Origin of the sequence: Streptomyces mobaraensis (genome assembly GCF_020099395.1) — a bacterium.
In the GTDB taxonomy this organism is placed as follows: domain Bacteria; phylum Actinomycetota; class Actinomycetes; order Streptomycetales; family Streptomycetaceae; genus Streptomyces.
The window spans coordinates 5,199,957-5,218,668 of sequence record NZ_CP083590.1 but is presented as its reverse complement, the minus strand read 5'-3'; the positions used below and the strand labels follow the sequence as shown (position 1 = coordinate 5,218,668).

General features: G+C 71.5%; 15 protein-coding genes. 5 read left to right on the top strand and 10 right to left on the bottom strand.

Annotated elements, in window-relative coordinates; all coding sequences use genetic code 11:
• Positions 1 to 77 precede the first annotated feature (77 nt).
• Genes K7I03_RS22850 through K7I03_RS22840 form a run of 3 tightly spaced genes read right to left on the bottom strand, consistent with a single transcriptional unit; the run spans position 78 to position 4,584 of the window.
• Positions 78 to 914 (bottom strand): HAD family hydrolase, encoded by an 837-nt coding sequence (locus K7I03_RS22850; RefSeq protein WP_185940753.1) that lies wholly within the window; start codon positions 912 to 914, stop codon positions 78 to 80.
• Between the two features lie 26 nt (positions 915 to 940).
• Positions 941 to 3,364: a phosphoribosyltransferase gene (locus K7I03_RS22845; protein ID WP_185940661.1), complete on the bottom strand. Its 2,424-nt coding sequence runs from the start codon at positions 3,362 to 3,364 to the stop codon at positions 941 to 943.
• Positions 3,364 to 4,584, bottom strand: coding sequence for an HpcH/HpaI aldolase/citrate lyase family protein (locus tag K7I03_RS22840; RefSeq protein WP_185940662.1), 1,221 nt, complete (start codon positions 4,582 to 4,584; stop codon positions 3,364 to 3,366). The genes K7I03_RS22845 and K7I03_RS22840 overlap by 1 nt, the downstream gene beginning before the upstream one ends.
• Positions 4,585 to 4,865: 281 nt before the next feature.
• Between K7I03_RS22840 and K7I03_RS22835 the strand changes: the two genes are divergently transcribed.
• Positions 4,866 to 5,978, top strand: a complete 1,113-nt coding sequence (locus K7I03_RS22835) for a TerD family protein (RefSeq protein WP_185940663.1) — start codon at positions 4,866 to 4,868, stop codon at positions 5,976 to 5,978.
• A 93-nt stretch (positions 5,979 to 6,071) separates the two neighbouring features.
• Here the strand turns inward: K7I03_RS22835 and K7I03_RS22830 are convergent, their stop codons facing one another.
• From K7I03_RS22830 to K7I03_RS22805, 6 genes are all read right to left on the bottom strand, one after another.
• On the bottom strand, positions 6,072 to 6,815 hold the full coding sequence (locus K7I03_RS22830; protein ID WP_185940664.1) for a TerD family protein: 744 nt from the start codon (positions 6,813 to 6,815) through the stop codon (positions 6,072 to 6,074).
• Between the two features lie 114 nt (positions 6,816 to 6,929).
• Positions 6,930 to 8,066 (bottom strand): DUF475 domain-containing protein, encoded by a 1,137-nt coding sequence (locus K7I03_RS22825; RefSeq protein WP_185940665.1) that lies wholly within the window; start codon positions 8,064 to 8,066, stop codon positions 6,930 to 6,932.
• Positions 8,067 to 8,251: 185 nt separating this feature from the next.
• Positions 8,252 to 8,827 (bottom strand): TerD family protein, encoded by a 576-nt coding sequence (locus K7I03_RS22820; RefSeq protein WP_004946723.1) that lies wholly within the window; start codon positions 8,825 to 8,827, stop codon positions 8,252 to 8,254.
• 144 nt (positions 8,828 to 8,971) lie between these two features.
• Positions 8,972 to 9,547 carry a TerD family protein gene (locus K7I03_RS22815; RefSeq protein WP_185940666.1) on the bottom strand — a complete coding sequence of 192 codons (576 nt, stop codon included), beginning with the start codon at positions 9,545 to 9,547 and terminating at the stop codon, positions 8,972 to 8,974.
• 127 nt (positions 9,548 to 9,674) lie between these two features.
• Positions 9,675 to 10,133: a peroxiredoxin gene (locus K7I03_RS22810; RefSeq protein WP_185940667.1), complete on the bottom strand. Its 459-nt coding sequence runs from the start codon at positions 10,131 to 10,133 to the stop codon at positions 9,675 to 9,677.
• A gap of 166 nt (positions 10,134 to 10,299) precedes the next feature.
• Positions 10,300 to 10,722: a DUF3052 domain-containing protein gene (locus K7I03_RS22805; protein WP_185940668.1), complete on the bottom strand. Its 423-nt coding sequence runs from the start codon at positions 10,720 to 10,722 to the stop codon at positions 10,300 to 10,302.
• A 468-nt stretch (positions 10,723 to 11,190) separates the two neighbouring features.
• On the opposite strand from K7I03_RS22805, the gene aceE reads away from it, so the two are divergent.
• Entirely contained in the window at positions 11,191 to 13,923 is a 2,733-nt protein-coding gene (gene aceE / locus K7I03_RS22800; protein WP_185940669.1) for a pyruvate dehydrogenase (acetyl-transferring), homodimeric type, read from the top strand.
• A gap of 84 nt (positions 13,924 to 14,007) precedes the next feature.
• Here aceE and K7I03_RS22795 read toward each other — a convergent pair whose 3' ends face one another.
• Positions 14,008 to 15,603, bottom strand: a complete 1,596-nt coding sequence (locus K7I03_RS22795; protein ID WP_185940670.1) for an MFS transporter — start codon at positions 15,601 to 15,603, stop codon at positions 14,008 to 14,010.
• A 116-nt stretch (positions 15,604 to 15,719) separates the two neighbouring features.
• Between K7I03_RS22795 and K7I03_RS22790 the strand changes: the two genes are divergently transcribed.
• The 3 genes from K7I03_RS22790 (at position 15,720) to K7I03_RS22780 (ending at position 18,698) form a co-directional block, all read left to right on the top strand.
• Entirely contained in the window at positions 15,720 to 16,406 is a 687-nt protein-coding gene (locus tag K7I03_RS22790) for a TetR family transcriptional regulator (protein WP_185940671.1), read from the top strand.
• A 130-nt stretch (positions 16,407 to 16,536) separates the two neighbouring features.
• A complete protein-coding gene (locus K7I03_RS22785) occupies positions 16,537 to 17,766 on the top strand; it encodes an alpha/beta hydrolase (RefSeq protein ID WP_185940672.1) in 1,230 nt (409 codons plus the stop codon).
• A 62-nt stretch (positions 17,767 to 17,828) separates the two neighbouring features.
• A complete protein-coding gene (locus K7I03_RS22780) occupies positions 17,829 to 18,698 on the top strand; it encodes a DUF4429 domain-containing protein (RefSeq protein WP_185940673.1) in 870 nt (289 codons plus the stop codon).
• The last annotated feature ends 14 nt before the right edge of the window (positions 18,699 to 18,712 follow it).

Sequence of the window (18,712 nt, the reverse complement as noted above, 5' to 3'; positions counted from 1 at the left end):
CACGTTGACGCCTCAACGAACGTTAGTTGCGGCCGCGTTCAGGAAAACAGCCGCTTATCAGACATTCCGTCCCTGCCTCACGGCGCCGCCAGGGGCCGCACCCCCACCGCCTCCGCGAACGCCCGCGCGATCTCCTCCCCCGCCGCGACACCGACCGTCTCCAGGCCCACGACGTGCGGCGCCCCCCACCCCGTCTCGGCCAGCTCGCCGTGGCCCGGGCGCCAGCCGCGGTCGGCGGCGAGCAGCAGGTCGGCGTCGAGCAGGGAGTCGCCGGCGGACAGGACGGACGTGGCGCCGGTGCGGCGGGCGACCTCGGCGACCGCCGCGCTCTTGGTGACGGGCCGCGGGACGGCGTAGATCTTGCGGCCCTGGAGGGAGACGTTCCAGCCGCGCTCGCCCGCCCACTCGGTGAGCTCCTTCACCCACGCGACGGGCAGCCGCTCCCGGTCGACGACCAGGTAGGCGAACAGGTCCTCGGCGGTCCGCTCGCGCAGCAGCCACGCCGGGCCGGCCGTCGCGACCAGGCGCGCCCGCACCTCGTCGAGCGTCGCGCACTCGGCGGCGACGGCCCGCCGCACCCGCTCCCGCCAGCCGGTGTCCGGCTCGCCGTCGACGAGGATCTCGCCGCCGTTGGCGCAGACCGCGAACCGGGGTACGGGCCCGGGCAGCCGGATCCGGCCGTACTGCGCCCGCGTCCGCGTGGTGGCGGGCACGAACGCGCCGGTCCGGGCGAGTCCGTCGAGCAGCGCCGCGGCCGTCTCCGTCACATAGGACAGCGGCTTCCCCTCGTACACCTCGACGCACAGCAGGCGCGGCGCCCGCGCGTCGTCCTCGCCGAGGCGGAGGGCGGCGGCGGAGTAGATGAGCGTGCGGTCGAGGTCGCTGGCGACGAGCGTGTCCACCGTCGGGACCATCGTGGGGACGTTCACAGAGTTCACCTTCACGAGGACCGCACCGCACGCCCGTCGGTTCCCGTCGCACCACGCGTGTACCGCGGGTGGACGAGGCCGACGCAGCTGTACGGCAGCCCCTCGACCTCCTCCACCGGCACCCCGCGCTGGGCGGCCAGCAGCCGGACGTGGTCGAGGTCCGCGCCCGCGCCCCGCTCGGCGAGGATCTTCCAGGGGACGCGGCGCAGCAGGACGCGGGTGGTCTCGCCGACACCGGGCTTGACCAGGTTGACGTCGTGGATGCCGTACTCCTCGCTGATCCGCTCGACCGCCGCCCAGCCCCGCCAGGTCGGCGTCCGGTCGGCGCCGGCGAGCTCCTTGGCGTCGTGGGCGACGCCCTCCTCGACCTCCGCGAACCGGGCGGCGACGGTGTCGAGGAAAGCGCGGGAGACGTCGGCGTCCGCCAGCTCCCGGTAGAACTTGGCGCCGTGGAAGTCGCCCGGTCCGACGAGGTCGGCGCGCAGCACCGTGCGCGAGATCAGGCCGGAGACCGTCGAGTTGAGGCAGGCGGACGGGATGAGGAAGTCGTCCCGGGTACCGTACGTCTCCACGCAGTGGCCGGGGTCGGCGAGGACGGCGAGCCGCGGGTCGAACTCCGTTCCGCGCAGGGCCTGTTCGAGCTCGCGGGTGATCGCGCCCTTGCCCGTCCAGCCGTCGACGAAGACGACGTCGGACGGGTCGTGGTGGTCGGCGAGCCAGCGCAGCGCCGCCGTGTCGATGCCCCGGCCGCGGACGATGGACACGGCGTAGTGCGGCAGGTCCAGGCCGTGCGCGTGCCGCGCCCAGCGGCGCATCAGGACGCCGACGGGGGTGCCTGCGCGGGCCAGCGAGACCAGCACCGGACGCGGCGAACGCTCCGCCAGGACGGTCTCGGTGACCGCGCCCACGGCACGCGCGATCCGGCCGGCGGACGACTCCAGCGCGGCGGCGTACAGCGCCTGGTAGCGCTCGGACGGCTGGTACTCGACGGGCAGCGACTCCGCGTAGTGCGCGCCCCCGCTCTGGATCGCCTCCTCCCGCTCCTCAGTGGGCACTTCGAGGGTGACGGACGAGAGGTCCTGGAGCAGCCAGCCGACGTCCTCCGGCGCGTAGGAGGAGAAGGCGGGGCCGCGCAGGGGCTCCCCGGCGGCGCGGTGGGACGGGATCACGGCCAGCAGGACCTTCCGGGTGTGCGCGCCGAGCCGGTCCAGCAGACCGCCGGGGGCGTGCAGGGCGGGGGTGTCGCCCGTCGAGTCGGTGACGACGACGACCGCGTCGAAGCCGGCGCCGGCGACGTTGTAGGCGTAACGGTCGGCGGAGGGGCTGTCGGAGGGGCCGCCGGCGGACGCGCCGGCCGGTACGTCGTCTACGTCGTGGGCCGGGAAGACGAGGCGGGTGCGGATGGCGTACCCGGGGTCGTCGATGGGGACGACGGGCGACCGGGTCGTGGTGGAGAACAGCACGTCCGCGTCCGCGAGGCGCTCCTCCAGCGCCCCCGCCAGCCGCAGCGGCGCGTACATCAACTCCTCGGTCCCCAGCACGAGAACGCGCCGCGCCTCAGCCCCGCCCTCCGGCAGCGCCTCCGCGATCCGCGCGGCCATGCGCGGCAGCGCCGCCTCCAGCCGGGCCCGGTGCTCGGGGGTGAAGCCGTGCCGCCCTCCGTCGGGCAGACCGGCCGGCCAGCCGAGGTCGATCCGCTCCGGAACGGCCGTACCGCCCCCGGCGGGGGCGGTCTCGCCGCCGTCCCACTCCTCCGCCAGCTCCTGCCCCCGCCGCAGCACCCCTTCCGGCAGCGACACCGTCCCGGACGCGAGGGCGACGACGTCCACCCGCGCGCCGAGCTCCGCCGCGAAGGCGTCGAGCGCGGTGCGCTCCTCCGCCGGGCGGAGGTCGACGAGGGCGACGACGACGTACCGGTCGCGCGGGCGGCGGGTGTGCAGGGCGGCGATGGTGTTGCGGACGGTACGGCCGGTGGAGAGCTCGTCGTCGACGAGGACCAGCGGCCCGTCGCCGGCGAAGAACCGCGGGTCCTCGGGGAGCAGCAGGTGGGACGTGGCGTGGCTGTGCTCCTCCTCGAAGCCGCCGGCGGGGGCGACCCCGGCCACCGTCCGGCGGGTGGAGTGCAGGTAGGGGGCGGTGCCGAGGCCGTCGGCGACCGAGTGGCCGAGGCCGGTGGCGGTCTCGGCGTAGCCGAGGACGACCGCCCCGGCGGCCGCGGCGTCCCCGAGCAGCGCCCGCACCCGGCGGCCGAGGTCCAGGCCCACGCCGTGGACGACGGACGGCCGCTGGGGCACGTGCTTGCCGAGCACGCGCGAGACGAGCAGGTGCGCCCGCTTGGGGTTGCGGCGCAGGGCCAGGCCGAGCAGCCCGGGCAGCTCCGCGTCGCCCTCCAGCCGTACGCCGAGCCGATCGGTCACCCACTGGCCCGACCACATCAGAACGTCACTCCCTCTCGCATCGCGCCTACCGCCGTCGTCGTCGCCGTCGCCGTCGCCGTCGGCACGCTCGCGCCCAGCAGCTCCACGAAACCGACATCCTCTCGTGCCACACCGAACGCCTCGGCCCTCAGCAGAGTCCTTTCTGCCCAGGCGCGGTGCGGCTTCACCTCGTTCATCTTGTTGGTGTAGGCGGACCGCAGCACTCCACCGCCGCCGTCCACGGACCGCAGGATGTCCTGGGCGTCGCTGAACTCCTCGTGGCTGACCACGGAGAGGGCGTGCACCGGGGCGACGTGCGACGGGTGGATGCACGTCTTGCCCTGGAGGCCGTTGGCGCGGTCGAGTTCGATCTCGCGCAGCAGGCCGTCCATGTCGTGCTCGATCAGGGCGGAGCGCAGCGCCTCCGCGGGCCCGGCGAACGGGCTGCGGCGCAGCTGTGGTTTGAACATCCGCTGGTGCTGCCGGAAGTACTCCCACACCGGCCCGGTGACGGTGAAGCCGCTGCCGTCCGCGCGGCCGAGCACGTTGACGACGTCGGCGATCACGGAGGCGACGAGCTGGACGTCGTAGGCGGTCATGTCGGGCGCGCGGCGCAGCCCGTAGGCGGAGCAGAAGTCGGTCACGCCGAGCCGGAGGGCCAGCACCCGGTCGCGGTACTTGGTGACGGCGCGGGCGATCCCGCCCAGCGTCTCGGTCCTGGTCTCCAGGTGCAGCAGCTCGGGGGACTCCAGGACGGGCATGGCGAACAGCCGCTGTCCGTGCGCCGTTTCGGCCTCGGCGAGCGCTTCGAGGAAGGGCAGGCCGCGGTCCTCGGTGAACTTGGGCAGGACGAAGCCGGAGAGCAGCCGCCGGGCGGGGCCGAAGCGGCGCATGAGGTCGGTGATCTGCCCGGGGCGGCGGACGCGGACGAACAGCAGCGGCACCCGGTCCGCGGGCGCGGCGGCCAGCTCGGCGAACTGCCGGACCAGGTTCTCCTCCGCGTCGGCCACCTCACCGTCCGCGATCGAGTCCTCCAGGCACAGGACCATGGACACGACACCCTGTCCGGCCTGCTTGAGGACGTCCCGGGCCAGCGCGGTCCGGGTGGCGGGGCTGTAGAGGGTGGCGCCGAGGGCGACGGCGAGCGTACGGGCCGGGGAGTCGACGCCGAACTCGGCCGGCTCCCGGTGGAACAAACCGTTCCGGACCTCGGGCGCGAGGTGTCCAAAATGCCGCATCTTTCTCCCCGTTGTGCCGCGCCGTCCCGCCGGGCCGTCCAGCCGACGAGCGTGGCCGATTATCGTACGTCCGGGAACGGGTCAAGAGTTCCCCAAATGCCGGAGGAATCTCTTCTCCTCCGCCACACCATCTGCCCCACACCGTCTGCCCCCGTGACTCCCGCGCACCCGCCCCGCGCCCCCGGCGCTCCCCCGGCTCCCCGGCCGCACCCCGGCCGTGCTCCGGCCCGGGCCGGGGCCCGCGTTGTCCGCGGCCCGCGCGGGAGGGCAGGATTGCGGACATGACGCACGCGATGCTGAAGGGATCGAACATCCCGCTGGAGGCCCCGGCCGTACGGGCGGTGCTGCGCTGGACCCCCGGTGCCGGCGTCCCCGACGTGGACGTCTCCGCCCTCCTCCTGGGCGCCGACGACCGCGTGCGTTCGGACGAGGACTTCGTCTTCTACAACCAGCCCCGCCACCCCTCCGGCCTGGTCCGCCACCTGCCCAAGAAGCGGCTGCACGAGGGCCTCACCGACACCGTCGAGGCCGACCTCGCCCCGCTGGACGGCTCGGTACGCCGCGTGGTGATCGCCGCCTCCGCCGACGGCGGGACGTTCGGCCTGGTCAAGGACCTGTGCCTGCTGCTGTACGACGCCTCGGCCGCGACCCCGCCGAACACCGCCCCCGGCGACACCGCCGCCCTCGGCCCCCTCGTCGCCCGCTTCGACGTCCGGCCGGAGACGGGCGACGAGACCGCGATGATCTGCGGCGAGCTCTACCGCCGCGGGGACGGCTGGAAGTTCCGCGCCCTCGGGCAGGGCTATGCGTCGGGGCTGGTCGGGCTGGCCACGGAGTACGGCATCTCCGTCGAGGACGACGAGGAGACCGACGACGCGGCCGACCACGGCCCGGCGGGCTCCGGCGCCGCGAGCGGTACGGGCGACGGGGCCGTCGTCGGCGCCCGGACGCCGGGGTCCCCCGGGATCGCCCCGGCCCCCGCCGCGCACGGCTCCCCGGTCCGCCATCCCGAGCCCATACATCCGGCGCCCGCCCCGGTCACGCCCGCACCGGCACCATCCTCCTCGCCGGCCACACCGCTCGCGCCCGCCGCGGCCGACGCACCCACCACGGCCGTCCCGCGCCCGGCCGCTCCCGGATACGGCTATCCGCCGCCGCCCGGCGTCCCCCCGACCGTCCCGCCCGCCCCCTCGGCCCCGCCTGTCCCGTCGGCGTACGGCTACCCGCAGTACCCGGCCGCCCAGCCGTCCTACGGCTACCCCCAACAGGCCCAGCAGCCACAGCAGCAGCCGTTCCAGGACGCCCAGAACGACTACCCGCTCCCCCCGCCGGCGGCCCCCGACCCGGCGTTCCGGCTGCCGCCCCAGGGGCCGCAGTTCCTGCCGGGCCGCTGACGCCGGCGGCCGGACCGCGGCCGGTACCGCACCCACGGACGGGCGGGCGGCGGCATACGGCCGCCACCCGCCGCCACCCTCACACCCCAGCCCTCACACCTTCGACTTGTACCCCCGCCCCCACTGGAGACCCCACCCGTACAGCCGGTCCAGCTCCGACTGGAACCCGTACACGTACCGCATCTCCCGCCGGACGACGATCTCCTTCTTGTCGTTCTCGATCAGGACGACGGCGCACGACCGGGCCTCCGGCGCGCGCTCGTGGAGCGCGACCTCAAGCCGGGGGCCGTTGCCGGGATACAGCGTCACCGTCGCCTGGGTACGGTCGAACGCCGGGGTCCCGTCATAGATGTAGACGAAGATCAGCAGGCGCTTGATCTCATCCCGGTGGTCCATGTTGATGTAGATGGTCTCCCCCGAGCCGGAGCCGAACCGGTCGTCGCCGCTGAGCTGGACATACGGTGGAGAGTTGATGCTGCCCAGTATGTTGCCGAGCGGCTGCACTACGCCTTTCGCCCCGTCCCACAGCTCGTACATGCAGGCGAGGTCCAGGTCCACACTGACCATCGCCGGGCCCTGCGCCTGCACCATCTCCGGGGTGAACTTGCGGAAAGGGTGCCGCATCCCGCCGTGGGCCGGCTTCTCGTGGATGACCGTGGTGCGCATCTGCCACGACAGGTTGACCCGCATGTTGCCGCTGACCGCGCCGTTCTTGGTCAGCGAGTAGACCGGGCGGCGTTTGGTCAGCTCGACCGCGCCCGACGCGCTGTGCTGGGAGTCGAACTGCCAGGCCGCGCCGCGCCCCCAGTTGCCGAACAGCTTGTCCCGTACCGTCATCTGCTACCCCCACCCCTCGCGGTCCGGTTCCCGCCCCGGAAACCGGTGAGCGGGACGGCCGTGAGGTGATCTCACCGCCGCCCCGCTCAGAGGGTTCCCGCACAGGCGCCGGGGTCACACCCCGGAGGTGACCTCCTGACGGCTGCCGTCGCCGTCCCCGGCCGCGGCCTCCTTGCGGTTGCGCGCCACCGAGGACCAGAACGAGAGGCCGATCAGGGCCACGCCGATGAGGCCGGTGACGACCTCGGGGACGTCGTACTTGATCGTGGCCAGCAGGATCAGCGCGAGCGTGCCGATCGCGTAGTGCGCGCCGTGCTCCAGATAGACGTAGTCGTCCAGGGTCCCCTTGCGGACCAGGAAGACCGTCAGGGAGCGGATGTACATCGCACCGATGCCGAGGCCCAGCGCCATCACGAAGATGTCGTTGGTGATGGCGAAGGCGCCGATGACCCCGTCGAAGGAGAAGGAGGCGTCGATGACCTCCAGGTAGAGGAACATGAAGAACGCGGCCTTGCCGGCCAGCCCGACGACCGAGCCGCCGCTCTTCTTCTCCGCCGGAGCGGACTCCTCCGCCTCTTCCTCCTCGTCCTCCAGGCGCTCCTCGAAGAAGCCCGAGATGCCGCCCACGACCAGGTACGTCACCAGACCGCCGACCCCGGCCAGCAGCACGGTGGCCGCCTTGTCGATCGTGCCATCACCGCCGTGCACGGGGACGGAGGTGGCCACGGTGGTGGCCGCGATGATCAGTACCACCAGGGAGACGATGACCGACAGGCCCTCGACCTTGCCCAGCTTGGCGAGGAACCGCTCCACCGGGCCCAGCCACCGTATGTCCCGGTCCTCGAAGACGAAGTCCAGGAAGATCATCAGCAGGAACATCCCGCCGAACGCGGCGATCGCCGGGTGGGCGCTGGTGACGAGCTGCTCATAGCGGTGGTGGTCGTTGATCGCCACGTCGACGGCCTCGATGGGCCCGAGCTTGGCGGTGATGGCCACGATGACCACCGGGAACACCAGCCGCATGCCGAAGACGGCGATGAGGATGCCCAGGGTCAGGAACATCTTCTGCCAGAAGGCGTTCATCTTCCGGAGGATGCCGGCGTTGATGACCGCGTTGTCGAACGAGAGCGAGATCTCCAGGACGGACAGGATCGCGACGAGCGCCAGCCCTTTCCACCCCCAGAGCACGCCGGCCAAGGCAAAGCCGATCGCCGTGATGGCGAACGACCAACCAAAGGTTTTCAGGAGCACTGGCTACCCAATCCTTCGCTGCGATGCTGTCCGCGCTGTCCGCGGCTTTACTAAACGTTGACCACGCAGTCTAGAGGGCCCGCCCCGCAGCCGGGAGGGCCGACCTCCGGGCGCACGCGGCGCCGCCCGGCGCCACCAGGGCTTCCATGACGACGCCGCGTGCGCCCGCGCCTACCGTGCGTCGTTCACGAGACGTTGACGCCGAAGTCCAGGGCGATCCCCCGCAGACCCGACGCATACCCCTGTCCGACCGCGCGGAACTTCCACTCGCCGCCGTAGCGGTACACCTCGCCGAAGATCATCGCCGTCTCGCTGGAGGCGTCCTCGCTCAGGTCGTAGCGGGCCAGCTCGGAGCCGTCCGCCTGGTTGACCACGCGGATGTAGGCGTTGCTGACCTGGCCGAAGTTCTGGCCGCGGAGGTCGGCCTCGTGGATGGAGACCGGGAACACGATCTTGTCGCAGGCCGCCGGGACCTTGGCGAGGTCGACCAGGATGGTCTCGTCGTCGCCGTCCCCCTCGCCGGTGAGGTTGTCACCGGTGTGCTCGACCGAACCCTCGGGGCTCTTCAGGTTGTTGTAGAAGACGAAGTACTCGTCACCGAGCACCCTCCCGGAGGCGCACAGCAGGGCGCTGGCGTCCAGGTCGAAGTCCGCGCCGGTGGTGGTGCGGGCGTCCCAGCCCAGACCGACCACGATGGCCGTCAGGTTCGGCGCGTGCTTGGAGAGGGAGACATTGCCTCCCTTGGCGAGCGTGACACCCATGGTCCTGTTCCTCCCCGAGTTGTACGTAGGTCGCCGCGCACGTCCGGCGCCGTACTCCCGGACTGCCCAGTACGGGCTGCCCGAACACGGGAGTACGGCGCCGGAGGTGAGCCGCCGCGGCCGCTTGGGCGGCCGGGCCGTCGGTCAGACGTTCACTCCGAAGTCCTGCGCGATGCCGCGCAGGCCCGAGGCGTAACCCTGGCCGATGGCACGGAACTTCCACTCCGCACCGTTGCGGTACAGCTCACCGAAGACCATGGCGGTCTCGGTCGAGGCGTCCTCGCTCAGGTCGTAGCGGGCCAGCTCGGTGTTGTCGGCCTGGTTGACGACGCGGATGTACGCGTTCCGCACCTGGCCGAAGCTCTGCTGGCGGCTCTCGGCGTCGTAGATGGACACCGGGAACACGATCTTGTGCACATCGGCGGGGACGCCGGCCAGGTTGACCTTGATGACCTCGTCGTCGCCCTCGCCCTCACCGGTGAGGTTGTCACCGGTGTGCTCGACCGAACCGTCGGGGCTCTTCAGGTTGTTGAAGAACACGAAGTTCTGGTCGTTCGCGACCTTGCCCTGGTCGTTGGTGAGCAGCGCACTGGCGTCCAGGTCGAAATCCGTACCGGTGGTGGTACGGGCGTCCCAGCCGAGACCGACGATGACCGCGGTCAGGTTCGGGGCTGCCTTGGTCAGCGAGACGTTGCCGCCCTTGCTGAGACTGACTCCCACGAGTCCTCCATTGGTTCGAGGGGCCTGGCCGGCCGGCCCTGCCCCCGGTTGTGCGATGGCATCCGGTGAACGTACGGATCCTAGTGACCGGTTCCCACCGATTACAGGGTCTTGCGCGGCTCTCGCGTCAGAGCGCGGCCAGTTCCCGGGTGTACTCGTTCAGGTCGCGCGCGTCGGGCAGCCCGTTGACGATCGTCCAGCGGACGACGCCCTGCTTGTCGATGATGAAGGTGCCGCGCACCGCGCAGCCCTTCTCCTCGTCGAAGACACCGTAGGCGCGGCTGACCTCGCCGTGCGGCCAGAAGTCGGAGAGCAGCGGGTAGTCGAGCTTCTCCTGCTCGGCGAAGACGCGCAGCGAGAACGGCGCGTCGTTGGAGACGGCCAGCAGCTGGACGTCGTCGTTGACGAACGTCGGCAGCTCGTCGCGGAGGGCGCAGAGCTCGCCGGTGCAGACGCCGGTGAAGGCGAACGGGTAGAAGAGCAGGACGACGTTCTTCTCGCCCCGGAAGTCGGAGAGGCGGACGGTCTCGCCGTGCTGGTTCTTCAGCGCGAAGTCCGGGGCCTCGGTGCCGACGTCGATCGCCATGGTCGCATCCCTCTCTCGGCGGGCCGGCCCCGGGCCCGCGGGTGTGCGGCCCCGGCCGCCGGCGCGGGTAGGCGGCCAGTCTGTCACTGCCGTCCCAGGGGAACGCACGGCGCCCCCGGCAGCGGGGCTGCCGGGGGCGCGGTGGGGCTGCGAGAGCGGCCGGGGCTCAGCGCTTGGGGGACACCAGGCGCGTGCCGGTCCAGTCCTTGCCCACGCTGATGCTCTTGCTCTGGGAGAGGCCGGCGGTCTGGGCGGCCTCCGAGATGTCGCTCGGCTCGATGTAGCCGTCACGGCCGGTCTTGGGCGTCAGCAGCCAGGTCACGCCGCCGTCCTCCAGCAGACCGATGGCATCCACCAGCGCGTCCGTGAGGTCTCCGTCCTCATCCCGGAACCACAGCAGGACGACGTCGGCCACGTCGTCGTAGTCCTCGTCCACGAGGTCCTGGCCGATGAGGGACTCGATACCTTCACGGAGATCGTGGTCGACGTCGTCGTCGTAACCGATCTCCTGGACCACCTGTCCGGGCTCGAAACCCAGCCTTGCGGCGGGGTTGGTCCGCTCCTCCGCGTGGTCCGCGGTCGCGCTCACGGATTGCCTCCTGTCATCTTTCGAGAAACTGTCGTGCCTCCCGCGTACGCGAGGCATTGGGCGTAGTCCACACGTGCCGGACGGATCGCGCAAGTACCCGCCCAGCGATCCCTCCCAAACGTTGACGTCTCGTGGCAACTCCCATCATGAGGCAGTAGCCGGGAGTGATTCACGCCACAGCGTTCCGCCGGGTTTGCGAAGTTACTCCCTGGGATTGCGGCGGTCGGGGCCGAACGGCCGTACGCGAGGGACCCCCATAGGGGGCGTATGGTTGCGATTTGGCCGCCGCATGGCGGCCACCTCCGACGCTTCGTCTACCGAGTGGTGGTTACCGCCCAGTAGAGATGACGTTTCCGTCGCCGCGGTCCACGATGGGAGCCGGCGCGACATAAGCGAAGACAGTATGTGACCGCGTGCACCGCAACGATGCGTGCAGAGCACGACACACCCGAACAGCGAAGGAACAGCGTGGCTTCCGGATCCGATCGCAACCCGATCATCATTGGCGGTCTTCCCAGCCAGGTCCCGGACTTCGATCCCGAAGAGACCCAGGAGTGGCTCGACTCGCTCGACGCGGCCGTCGACGAGCGGGGCCGGGAACGAGCCCGCTACCTCATGCTTCGCCTGATCGAACGGGCGCGCGAGAAGCGCGTGGCCGTGCCCGAGATGCGCAGCACGGACTACGTCAACACCATCGCGACCAAGGACGAGCCGTTCTTCCCCGGCAACGAGGAGATCGAGCGCAAGGTCCTCAACGCCACCCGGTGGAACGCGGCCGTCATGGTCTCCCGCGCCCAGCGCCCGGGCATCGGCGTCGGCGGTCACATCGCGACGTTCGCCTCCTCCGCCTCCCTGTACGACGTGGGCTTCAACCACTTCTTCCGGGGCAAGGACGAGGGCGACGGCGGCGACCAGATCTTCTTCCAGGGCCACGCCTCGCCGGGTGTCTACGCCCGCGCCTTCCTGCTGGACCGACTGTCCGAGCAGCAGCTCGACGCCTTCCGCCAGGAGAAGTCGAAGGCCCCCTACGGCCTGTCGTCGTACCCGCACCCGCGCCTGATGCCGGACTTCTGGGAGTTCCCGACCGTCTCCATGGGCCTCGGCCCGCTGGGCGCGATCTACCAGGCCCGGATGAACCGCTACATGGAGTCGCGCGGCATCGCCGACACCTCCAAGTCGCACGTCTGGGCGTTCCTGGGCGACGGCGAGATGGACGAGCCGGAGTCGCTCGGCCAGCTGTCCCTGGCCGCGCGTGAGGGCCTGGACAACCTGACCTTCGTCGTCAACTGCAACCTGCAGCGCCTCGACGGCCCGGTGCGCGGCAACGGCAAGATCATGCAGGAGCTGGAGTCGCAGTTCCGCGGCGCCGGCTGGAACGTGATCAAGCTGGTGTGGGACCGCTCCTGGGACCCGCTGCTGGCCCAGGACCGCGACGGCATCCTGGTCAACAAGCTGAACAGCACGCCCGACGGCCAGTTCCAGACGTACGCCACCGAGACCGGCGCGTACATCCGCGAGCACTTCTTCGGCGACGACCACCGTCTCCGCAAGATGGTCGAGGGCATGACCGACGACCAGATCCTGCACCTGGGCCGCGGCGGTCACGACCACAAGAAGATCTACGCGGCGTACGCGGCGGCCAAGGCCCACAAGGGCCAGCCGACCGTGATCCTCGCGCAGACGGTCAAGGGCTGGACGCTCGGCCCGAACTTCGAGGGCCGCAACGCGACCCACCAGATGAAGAAGCTCACGGTCGAGGACCTCAAGCGCTTCCGGGACCGCCTCCACATCCCGATCGCCGACAAGGAGCTGGAGTCCGGCCTGCCGCCGTACTACCACCCGGGTCGCGACTCGGAGGAGATCCAGTACATGCACGACCGCCGCAAGGCGCTCGGCGGCTACGTGCCCACCCGTGTGGTCCGCGCCAAGCCGCTGAACCTGCCCGGCGACAAGGCGTACGCGCCGATCAAGAAGGGCTCCGGCCAGCAGGCGATCGCCACCACCATGGCCTTCGTCCGCCTGCTCAAGGACCTGATGCGGGACAAGGAGATCGGCAAGCGCTTCGTGCCGATCGCCCCGGACGAGTACCGCACCTTCGGCATGGACTCGCTGTTCCCGTCGGCGAAGATCTACAACCCGCTGGGCCAGCAGTACGAGGCCGTGGACCGCGAGCTGCTGCTCGCGTACAAGGAGTCCCCGACCGGCCAGATGCTGCACGACGGCATCTCCGAGGCGGGCTGCACCGCGTCGCTGATCGCGGCCGGTTCCGCGTACGCCACGCACGGCGAGCCGCTGATCCCGATCTACGTCTTCTACTCGATGTTCGGGTTCCAGCGCACCGGTGACCAGTTCTGGCAGATGGCCGACCAGCTCGCGCGCGGTTTCGTCCTGGGCGCGACCGCCGGCCGGACCACCCTGACGGGTGAGGGCCTCCAGCACGCGGACGGCCACTCGCACCTGCTGGCCTCCACCAACCCGGCCGTCGTCGCGTACGACCCGGCGTTCGGCTACGAGATCGCGCACATCGTGCAGGACGGTCTCCGCCGGATGTACGGCGAGAACGCGGAGGACATCTTCTACTACCTCACGGTCTACAACGAGCCGATCCAGCACCCGGCCGAGCCGGAGAACGTGGACGCCGAGGGCATCCTCAAGGGTCTGTACCGCTACAAGGCGGCCGAGGCCGGTGCCATCCCGGCGCAGATCCTCGCCTCCGGTGTGGCCGTGCCGTGGGCGATCGAGGCCCAGAAGATCCTCGCCGAGGAGTGGAACGTCAAGGCGGACGTCTGGTCGGCGACCTCCTGGAACGAGCTGCGCCGCGACGCCATCGCGGTGGAGGAGCACAACCTGCTCCACCCGGAGGAGGAGCAGCGCGTCCCGTACGTGACGAAGAAGCTCTCCGGCGCCGAGGGTCCGAAGGTGGCCGTGTCCGACTGGATGCGTGCCGTTCCCGACCAGATCGCGCGCTGGGTGCCCGGCACGTACCAGTCGCTGGGTGCCGACGGCTTCGGTTTCGCGGACACCCGTGGCGCGGCCCGTCGCTTCTTCCACATCGACGCGCAGTCGATCGTCCTGGGCGTGCTCACCGAGCTCGCCAAGGAGGGCAAGATCGACCGTTCGGCGCTGAAGCAGGCGATCGACCGCTACCAGCTGCTCGACGTGGCGGCGGCCGACCCGGGCGCCGCGGGCGGCGACGCGTAAGGGTCGTCCCTTAGAGCACACAAGGGGCCCCGGCCGGTGAGAACCGGCCGGGGCCCCTTCGCTCGTTCGGGCTATTCGTGAGCGTCAGATGTGCGCGGCGCCCTGGGCGGCCTCGGCGTTCTCGCCGCGCCGGGTGAGCAGGGCGAGCAGGGCGGCGACGACGGAGACGCAGCCGGCGACGAGGAACGAGGTGTTCATCCCGGAGACGAAGGTCTCGTGCGCGGCTCCGGCGATCTTCCCGGCGATCTCCGGCGGGGTGCCCTTGGGCACCGGCGGGACGCCGACCTCGACCACGGCGGAGGCCGCGTCCTTCTGCTCCTTCGACAGTGGCGGCAGCCCGGCGCCGGCCCACTTCTCCGGCAGTTCGTGCCCGACGCGCGAGGCCATGACGGCGCCGAGGACGGCCGTGCCGAGGGTGCCGCCGACCTGCATGGACCCCTGCTGGAGGCCGCCGGCCAGGCCCGCGTGCTCCAGGGGCGCGTTGCCGACGATGACCTCGGTGGCGCCGACCATGACCGGGGCCAGGCCGATGCCGAAGAGGGCGAACCAGACGGACATCAGGCCGGTGCCGGAGTCCACCTTCAGGGCGGACATGCCGAAGCAGGCGACGGCGGTGCAGACCATGCCGACGAACAGCGGGATCCGCGGGCCGATGCGGCCGATCAGCGCGCCGGCCACCGGGGAGCACACGATCAGCATCCCGGTGAGCGGCAGCAGGTGCAGGCCGGCGTTGACGGGCGTCATCCCGTGCACGTTCTGCAGGTAGAAGGTGACGTAGAACAGGGCACCCATGAAGGAGAAGGCCATCAGGACGATGAGGGCCGCGCCGGCGGAGAGCGGCACGGACCGGAAGAGCTTCATCGGCAGCAGGGGTTCGCGCACCCGGTTCTGCCAGAGGACGAAGGCGACGAAGCCCACCAGCGCCGCCCCCAGGAAGATCAGGGTCTTGGCGTCGCCCCACTGCCACGTGGGCGCCTTGATAAGGGCCCAGACGAGGCAGAACATCGCGCCGGAGAGCAGCGCGATGCCGAGGAGGTCGAAGGAGCGGGGGGCGTTCTCGGCCCGGTGGTCCTTGAGGATGAGCAGCCCGAGGACCAGCGCCAGCACGCCGATGGGCACGTTGATGAAGAAGACGGACTGCCAGTTCACGTGCTCGACCAGCAGCCCGCCGACGATCGGGCCGCCCGCGGTGGACGCGCCGATGACCATGCCCCAGAGGCCGATCGCCATGTTGAGCTTCTCGGGCGGGAAGGTCGCCCGCAGCATGCCCAGCGCGGCCGGCATCAGCAGCGCGCCGCAGAGGCCCTGGAGCACCCGGAAGCCGACGACCATCGACACGCTTCCCGAGAGGGCGATGAGTCCCGAGGCGGCGGCGAATCCGGTGGTACCGATGAGGAAGATCAGGCGGTGCCCGAAGCGGTCGCCCAGCTTGCCGGCCGTGATCAGCGCGACCGCGAGGGCGAGGAGGTAGGCGTTGGTGATCCATTGGACGTCGGCGAGCGAAGCGTCCAGGTCCTTCTGGATGGCCGGGTTGGCGATGGCGACGATCGTGCCGTCGAGCGCGACCATCATCACGCCCATCGCGACCGTCACAAGAGTCAGCCAGGGATGTCCCCGCAGTCCACTCCGGGGCCCGAGGTCCGGCGGCGTCGCGTCCGCGACGGTGGTCTGAGACGTCATACACCGAGATTATGGCAGGCCCTGACAATTGACAAACGACGCCATGAGTCGTTATCTGACAACTTGTCCAGAGCACTATTCTGACCAGCGGAAACACCGAGCAGAGGCAGGGACCCATGCAGGCGATCGACGGCGTGGTGGAGCGTGAGGCACTCCCCGGACTGCGGGAACGCAAGAAGCAGCGGACACGGAACGCCCTGACACGGCACGCCCTGGAGCTGTTCGCCCGCAAGGGGTACGACGGCACCACCGTCGACGAGATCGCCGAGGCCGCCGACGTCTCCCAGCGCACCTTCTTCCGCTACTTCGCCAACAAGGAGGAGGTCGCGCTCGCCCTCCAGGAGATCGAGGAGGCCGTCGCGCTCGACGCCCTGAAGAACCGCCCGCAGGAGGAGCCGCCGCTCACCGCGATGTGCCAGGCGGCCATGGCCACCTGGGACGCGATGGGCCCCGCCATCGAGGACGTCGTCCCGCTCGAACTGCACCTGACCACCCAGCGCATGATCGAGTCGACCCCGCAGCTGCTGGCCGCCCGGCTGCGCCGCCTCGGCCACTTCGAGGACCGGCTGGCGGCCGAGATCGCCCGCCGCGAGGGCGTCGACCTGGCCGCCGATCCCCGGCCGCGGGTCCTGGTCGCCGCGTGCAGCGGGGTGCTGCGGGCCGCGTCGCGGGTGTGGGGCGAGAAGGAGGACGGCGAGCTCGACGATCTGCTCCGCCTGGTCACGGACTACCTCGGCCTGCTCGGCCCGGCCCTGACGGACGCCTGGCGGCCCCCGGCGGAGAGCGGCCCGGCCCCCAGGTGACCCCCGAGGCGCCGCCCGGCGCCAGAGCGGGGTGAGGCAACGCACGTATGTCCAACGCCACTCGCGATCAAACGTGATCCGCGTCACTGTCTTGGCGAACGCGCCGCCCGGTCTCCTAGGGTGGTCCGCGGTGACTTCCTTCCCGGAGCTCGGCTCTCCCTCCTCGCCGTGGACGAACACGGCCACGGTCTGGCGCGCGCTGCTCGCGCTCACCGTGGTCTTCGTCATGCTCGCCACGACCGGCTGGACCGCCGTCCGCGGCCGCGGCGCGGCGGCCGACCCGCGCCGCGCGGCGCTGACCGCGTGGCTGCACGGCAGCGTCGCCGGGCACCCGCTCCCGTCCCCCTACGCGGACCCGGGCGTGCTCGGACGCTTCTTCGCCACCCTCTCCGGCACCGACCGCACCCGGCTCGCCGACCGCTACCCCCTCGTCGTCGGCAACCTCAACGGCGCCCCGCTGTCCCTCCGGTACCGCGCCAACCGGACGGCGCTCGTCCAGGCCCGGACAGTCGAGGAGCGCCGCACCCGCGACAACGGCCTCACCCCGGCCGGCCGCTACGAGGCCAAGCGGCGCATGCACCGCTTCGACTCGCTGCTCTCCCACGACCGGCAGATCCTCGCCTTCGACCCGGGCGGCAGCGGACGCGTCGCGGAGGTCCTCGGTGACCTCGGACGCGCCGAGCGCGTCTCCGTCGTAGTGCCCGGTGTCGATACGAACGTCCTCACGTTCGAGAAGAGCGGACGTCCGTACGCCGCCCCCGTCGGGATGGCCGACGCCCTCTACACCACCGAGCGCAGCATCCGCCCCGCCGCCCGTACCGCCGTCATCGCCTGGGCCGACTACACCTCCCCCGCCGGCGTGGGGGTGGACGCGGCCACCGGCAAGCTCGCCGCCGAAGGCGCGCTGCGGCTCCGCTCCCTGGTGCGCGGACTGCCCGGCGGCTCCTCCGTCTCCCTCTTCTGCCACAGCTACGGCTCGGTGGTGTGCGGCGTCGCCGCCCGCGAACTCGACCCCCGGGTCACCGACATCGCCGTCGCCGGCAGCCCCGGCATGCGCGCCCGGCACGTCTCCGACCTGCACACCAGCGCCCGGATATGGGCCATGCGCGACGCCGACGACTGGATCAGGGACGTCCCGCACCTGGAGGTCGGCGGCCTCGGCCACGGCGCCGACCCGGTGTCCTCGGCCTTCGGCGCCCGCCTGCTCTCCGCCGCCGACGCCGACGGCCACGCCGGCTACTTCGCCCCCGGCACCGTCAGCCTCGCCAACTTCGCCCGCCTCGGCACCGGCGACACCAGCGGAATCCGCTGCTCCCCGTCCGACACCGACTGCGCCGCCGGCACCACCGTCCCCCGCTGACGCATGACGCGCGTAGCTCCGGAGGGGGGACGCGCGGGCGGGCGCCGCATACGATGACCCGCATGGGTGATGTGCTGGCCGGTTTCCACACCGTCTGGGAGTTCGACACCGACTCCGTGCTCATCCGCTTCGAACGGGGGATCCGGACACCGAAGCTGCTCCAGGCGCTCGGTGAACGGCGCATCCCCTACGAGGCGCTCGCGGCGGTCGAACACATGCCGGGCAGACGCGGCACGGTGGTGCTGCGCGCCGTGCCCCGGCCCGGCGCCGATCCGCTGATGGACGCCGCCGACGGCCAGCTCAAGGAGGGCACCGACCCGTACCGGCTGGTCCTGCCCGCCGAGCGGGCCACCCTCGCCGAGTACTACGCCGAGGAGATACGCACCGCGCTCGGCCCCGACGCGGCCGAACCCGCGGAACACCCCCTCGTCACCGCCCCCGAGCCGCCGCGCTCCTTCAAGGCGTACGACGGCCGGGCCACCTTCGACGGCCGGACCGTCGCCTTCCGCTGGTTCTGGTCCGGCGCCACCTCCGCCAAGTGGAAGGCCGGCGACCAGCGCTTCGCCGTAGGCGAACTCGCCGACGTCCAATGGCGCTCCCCCGACCTCATGGGCGGCCACCTCCGCCTCGTCCTCCGCGACCCCGAACGGCCCGCGCCCGGGCAGGCGGACCAGGACCCGGCGTCGGTGGTGTTCGGGATGGGGTACGGGCCGGTGCACGAGTCGTTGCCGTTCGCGGCGGCGGTTCTCCAGTCGGTGCGCGCGTCCTCTCCCGTGCCGGTGGCGCCGTCTCCGTCTCCGGCCCCCGCCGCGCGGCCGGATCCCGGCGCGATCGCGGACCGGATCCGGCACCTTGGGGATCTGCATTCGGCGGGGTTGCTGACGGATGACGAATTCAGCGCGAAGAAGGCGGAGTTGCTGGCGGAGCTTTAGGGAGCCCTCCGGGC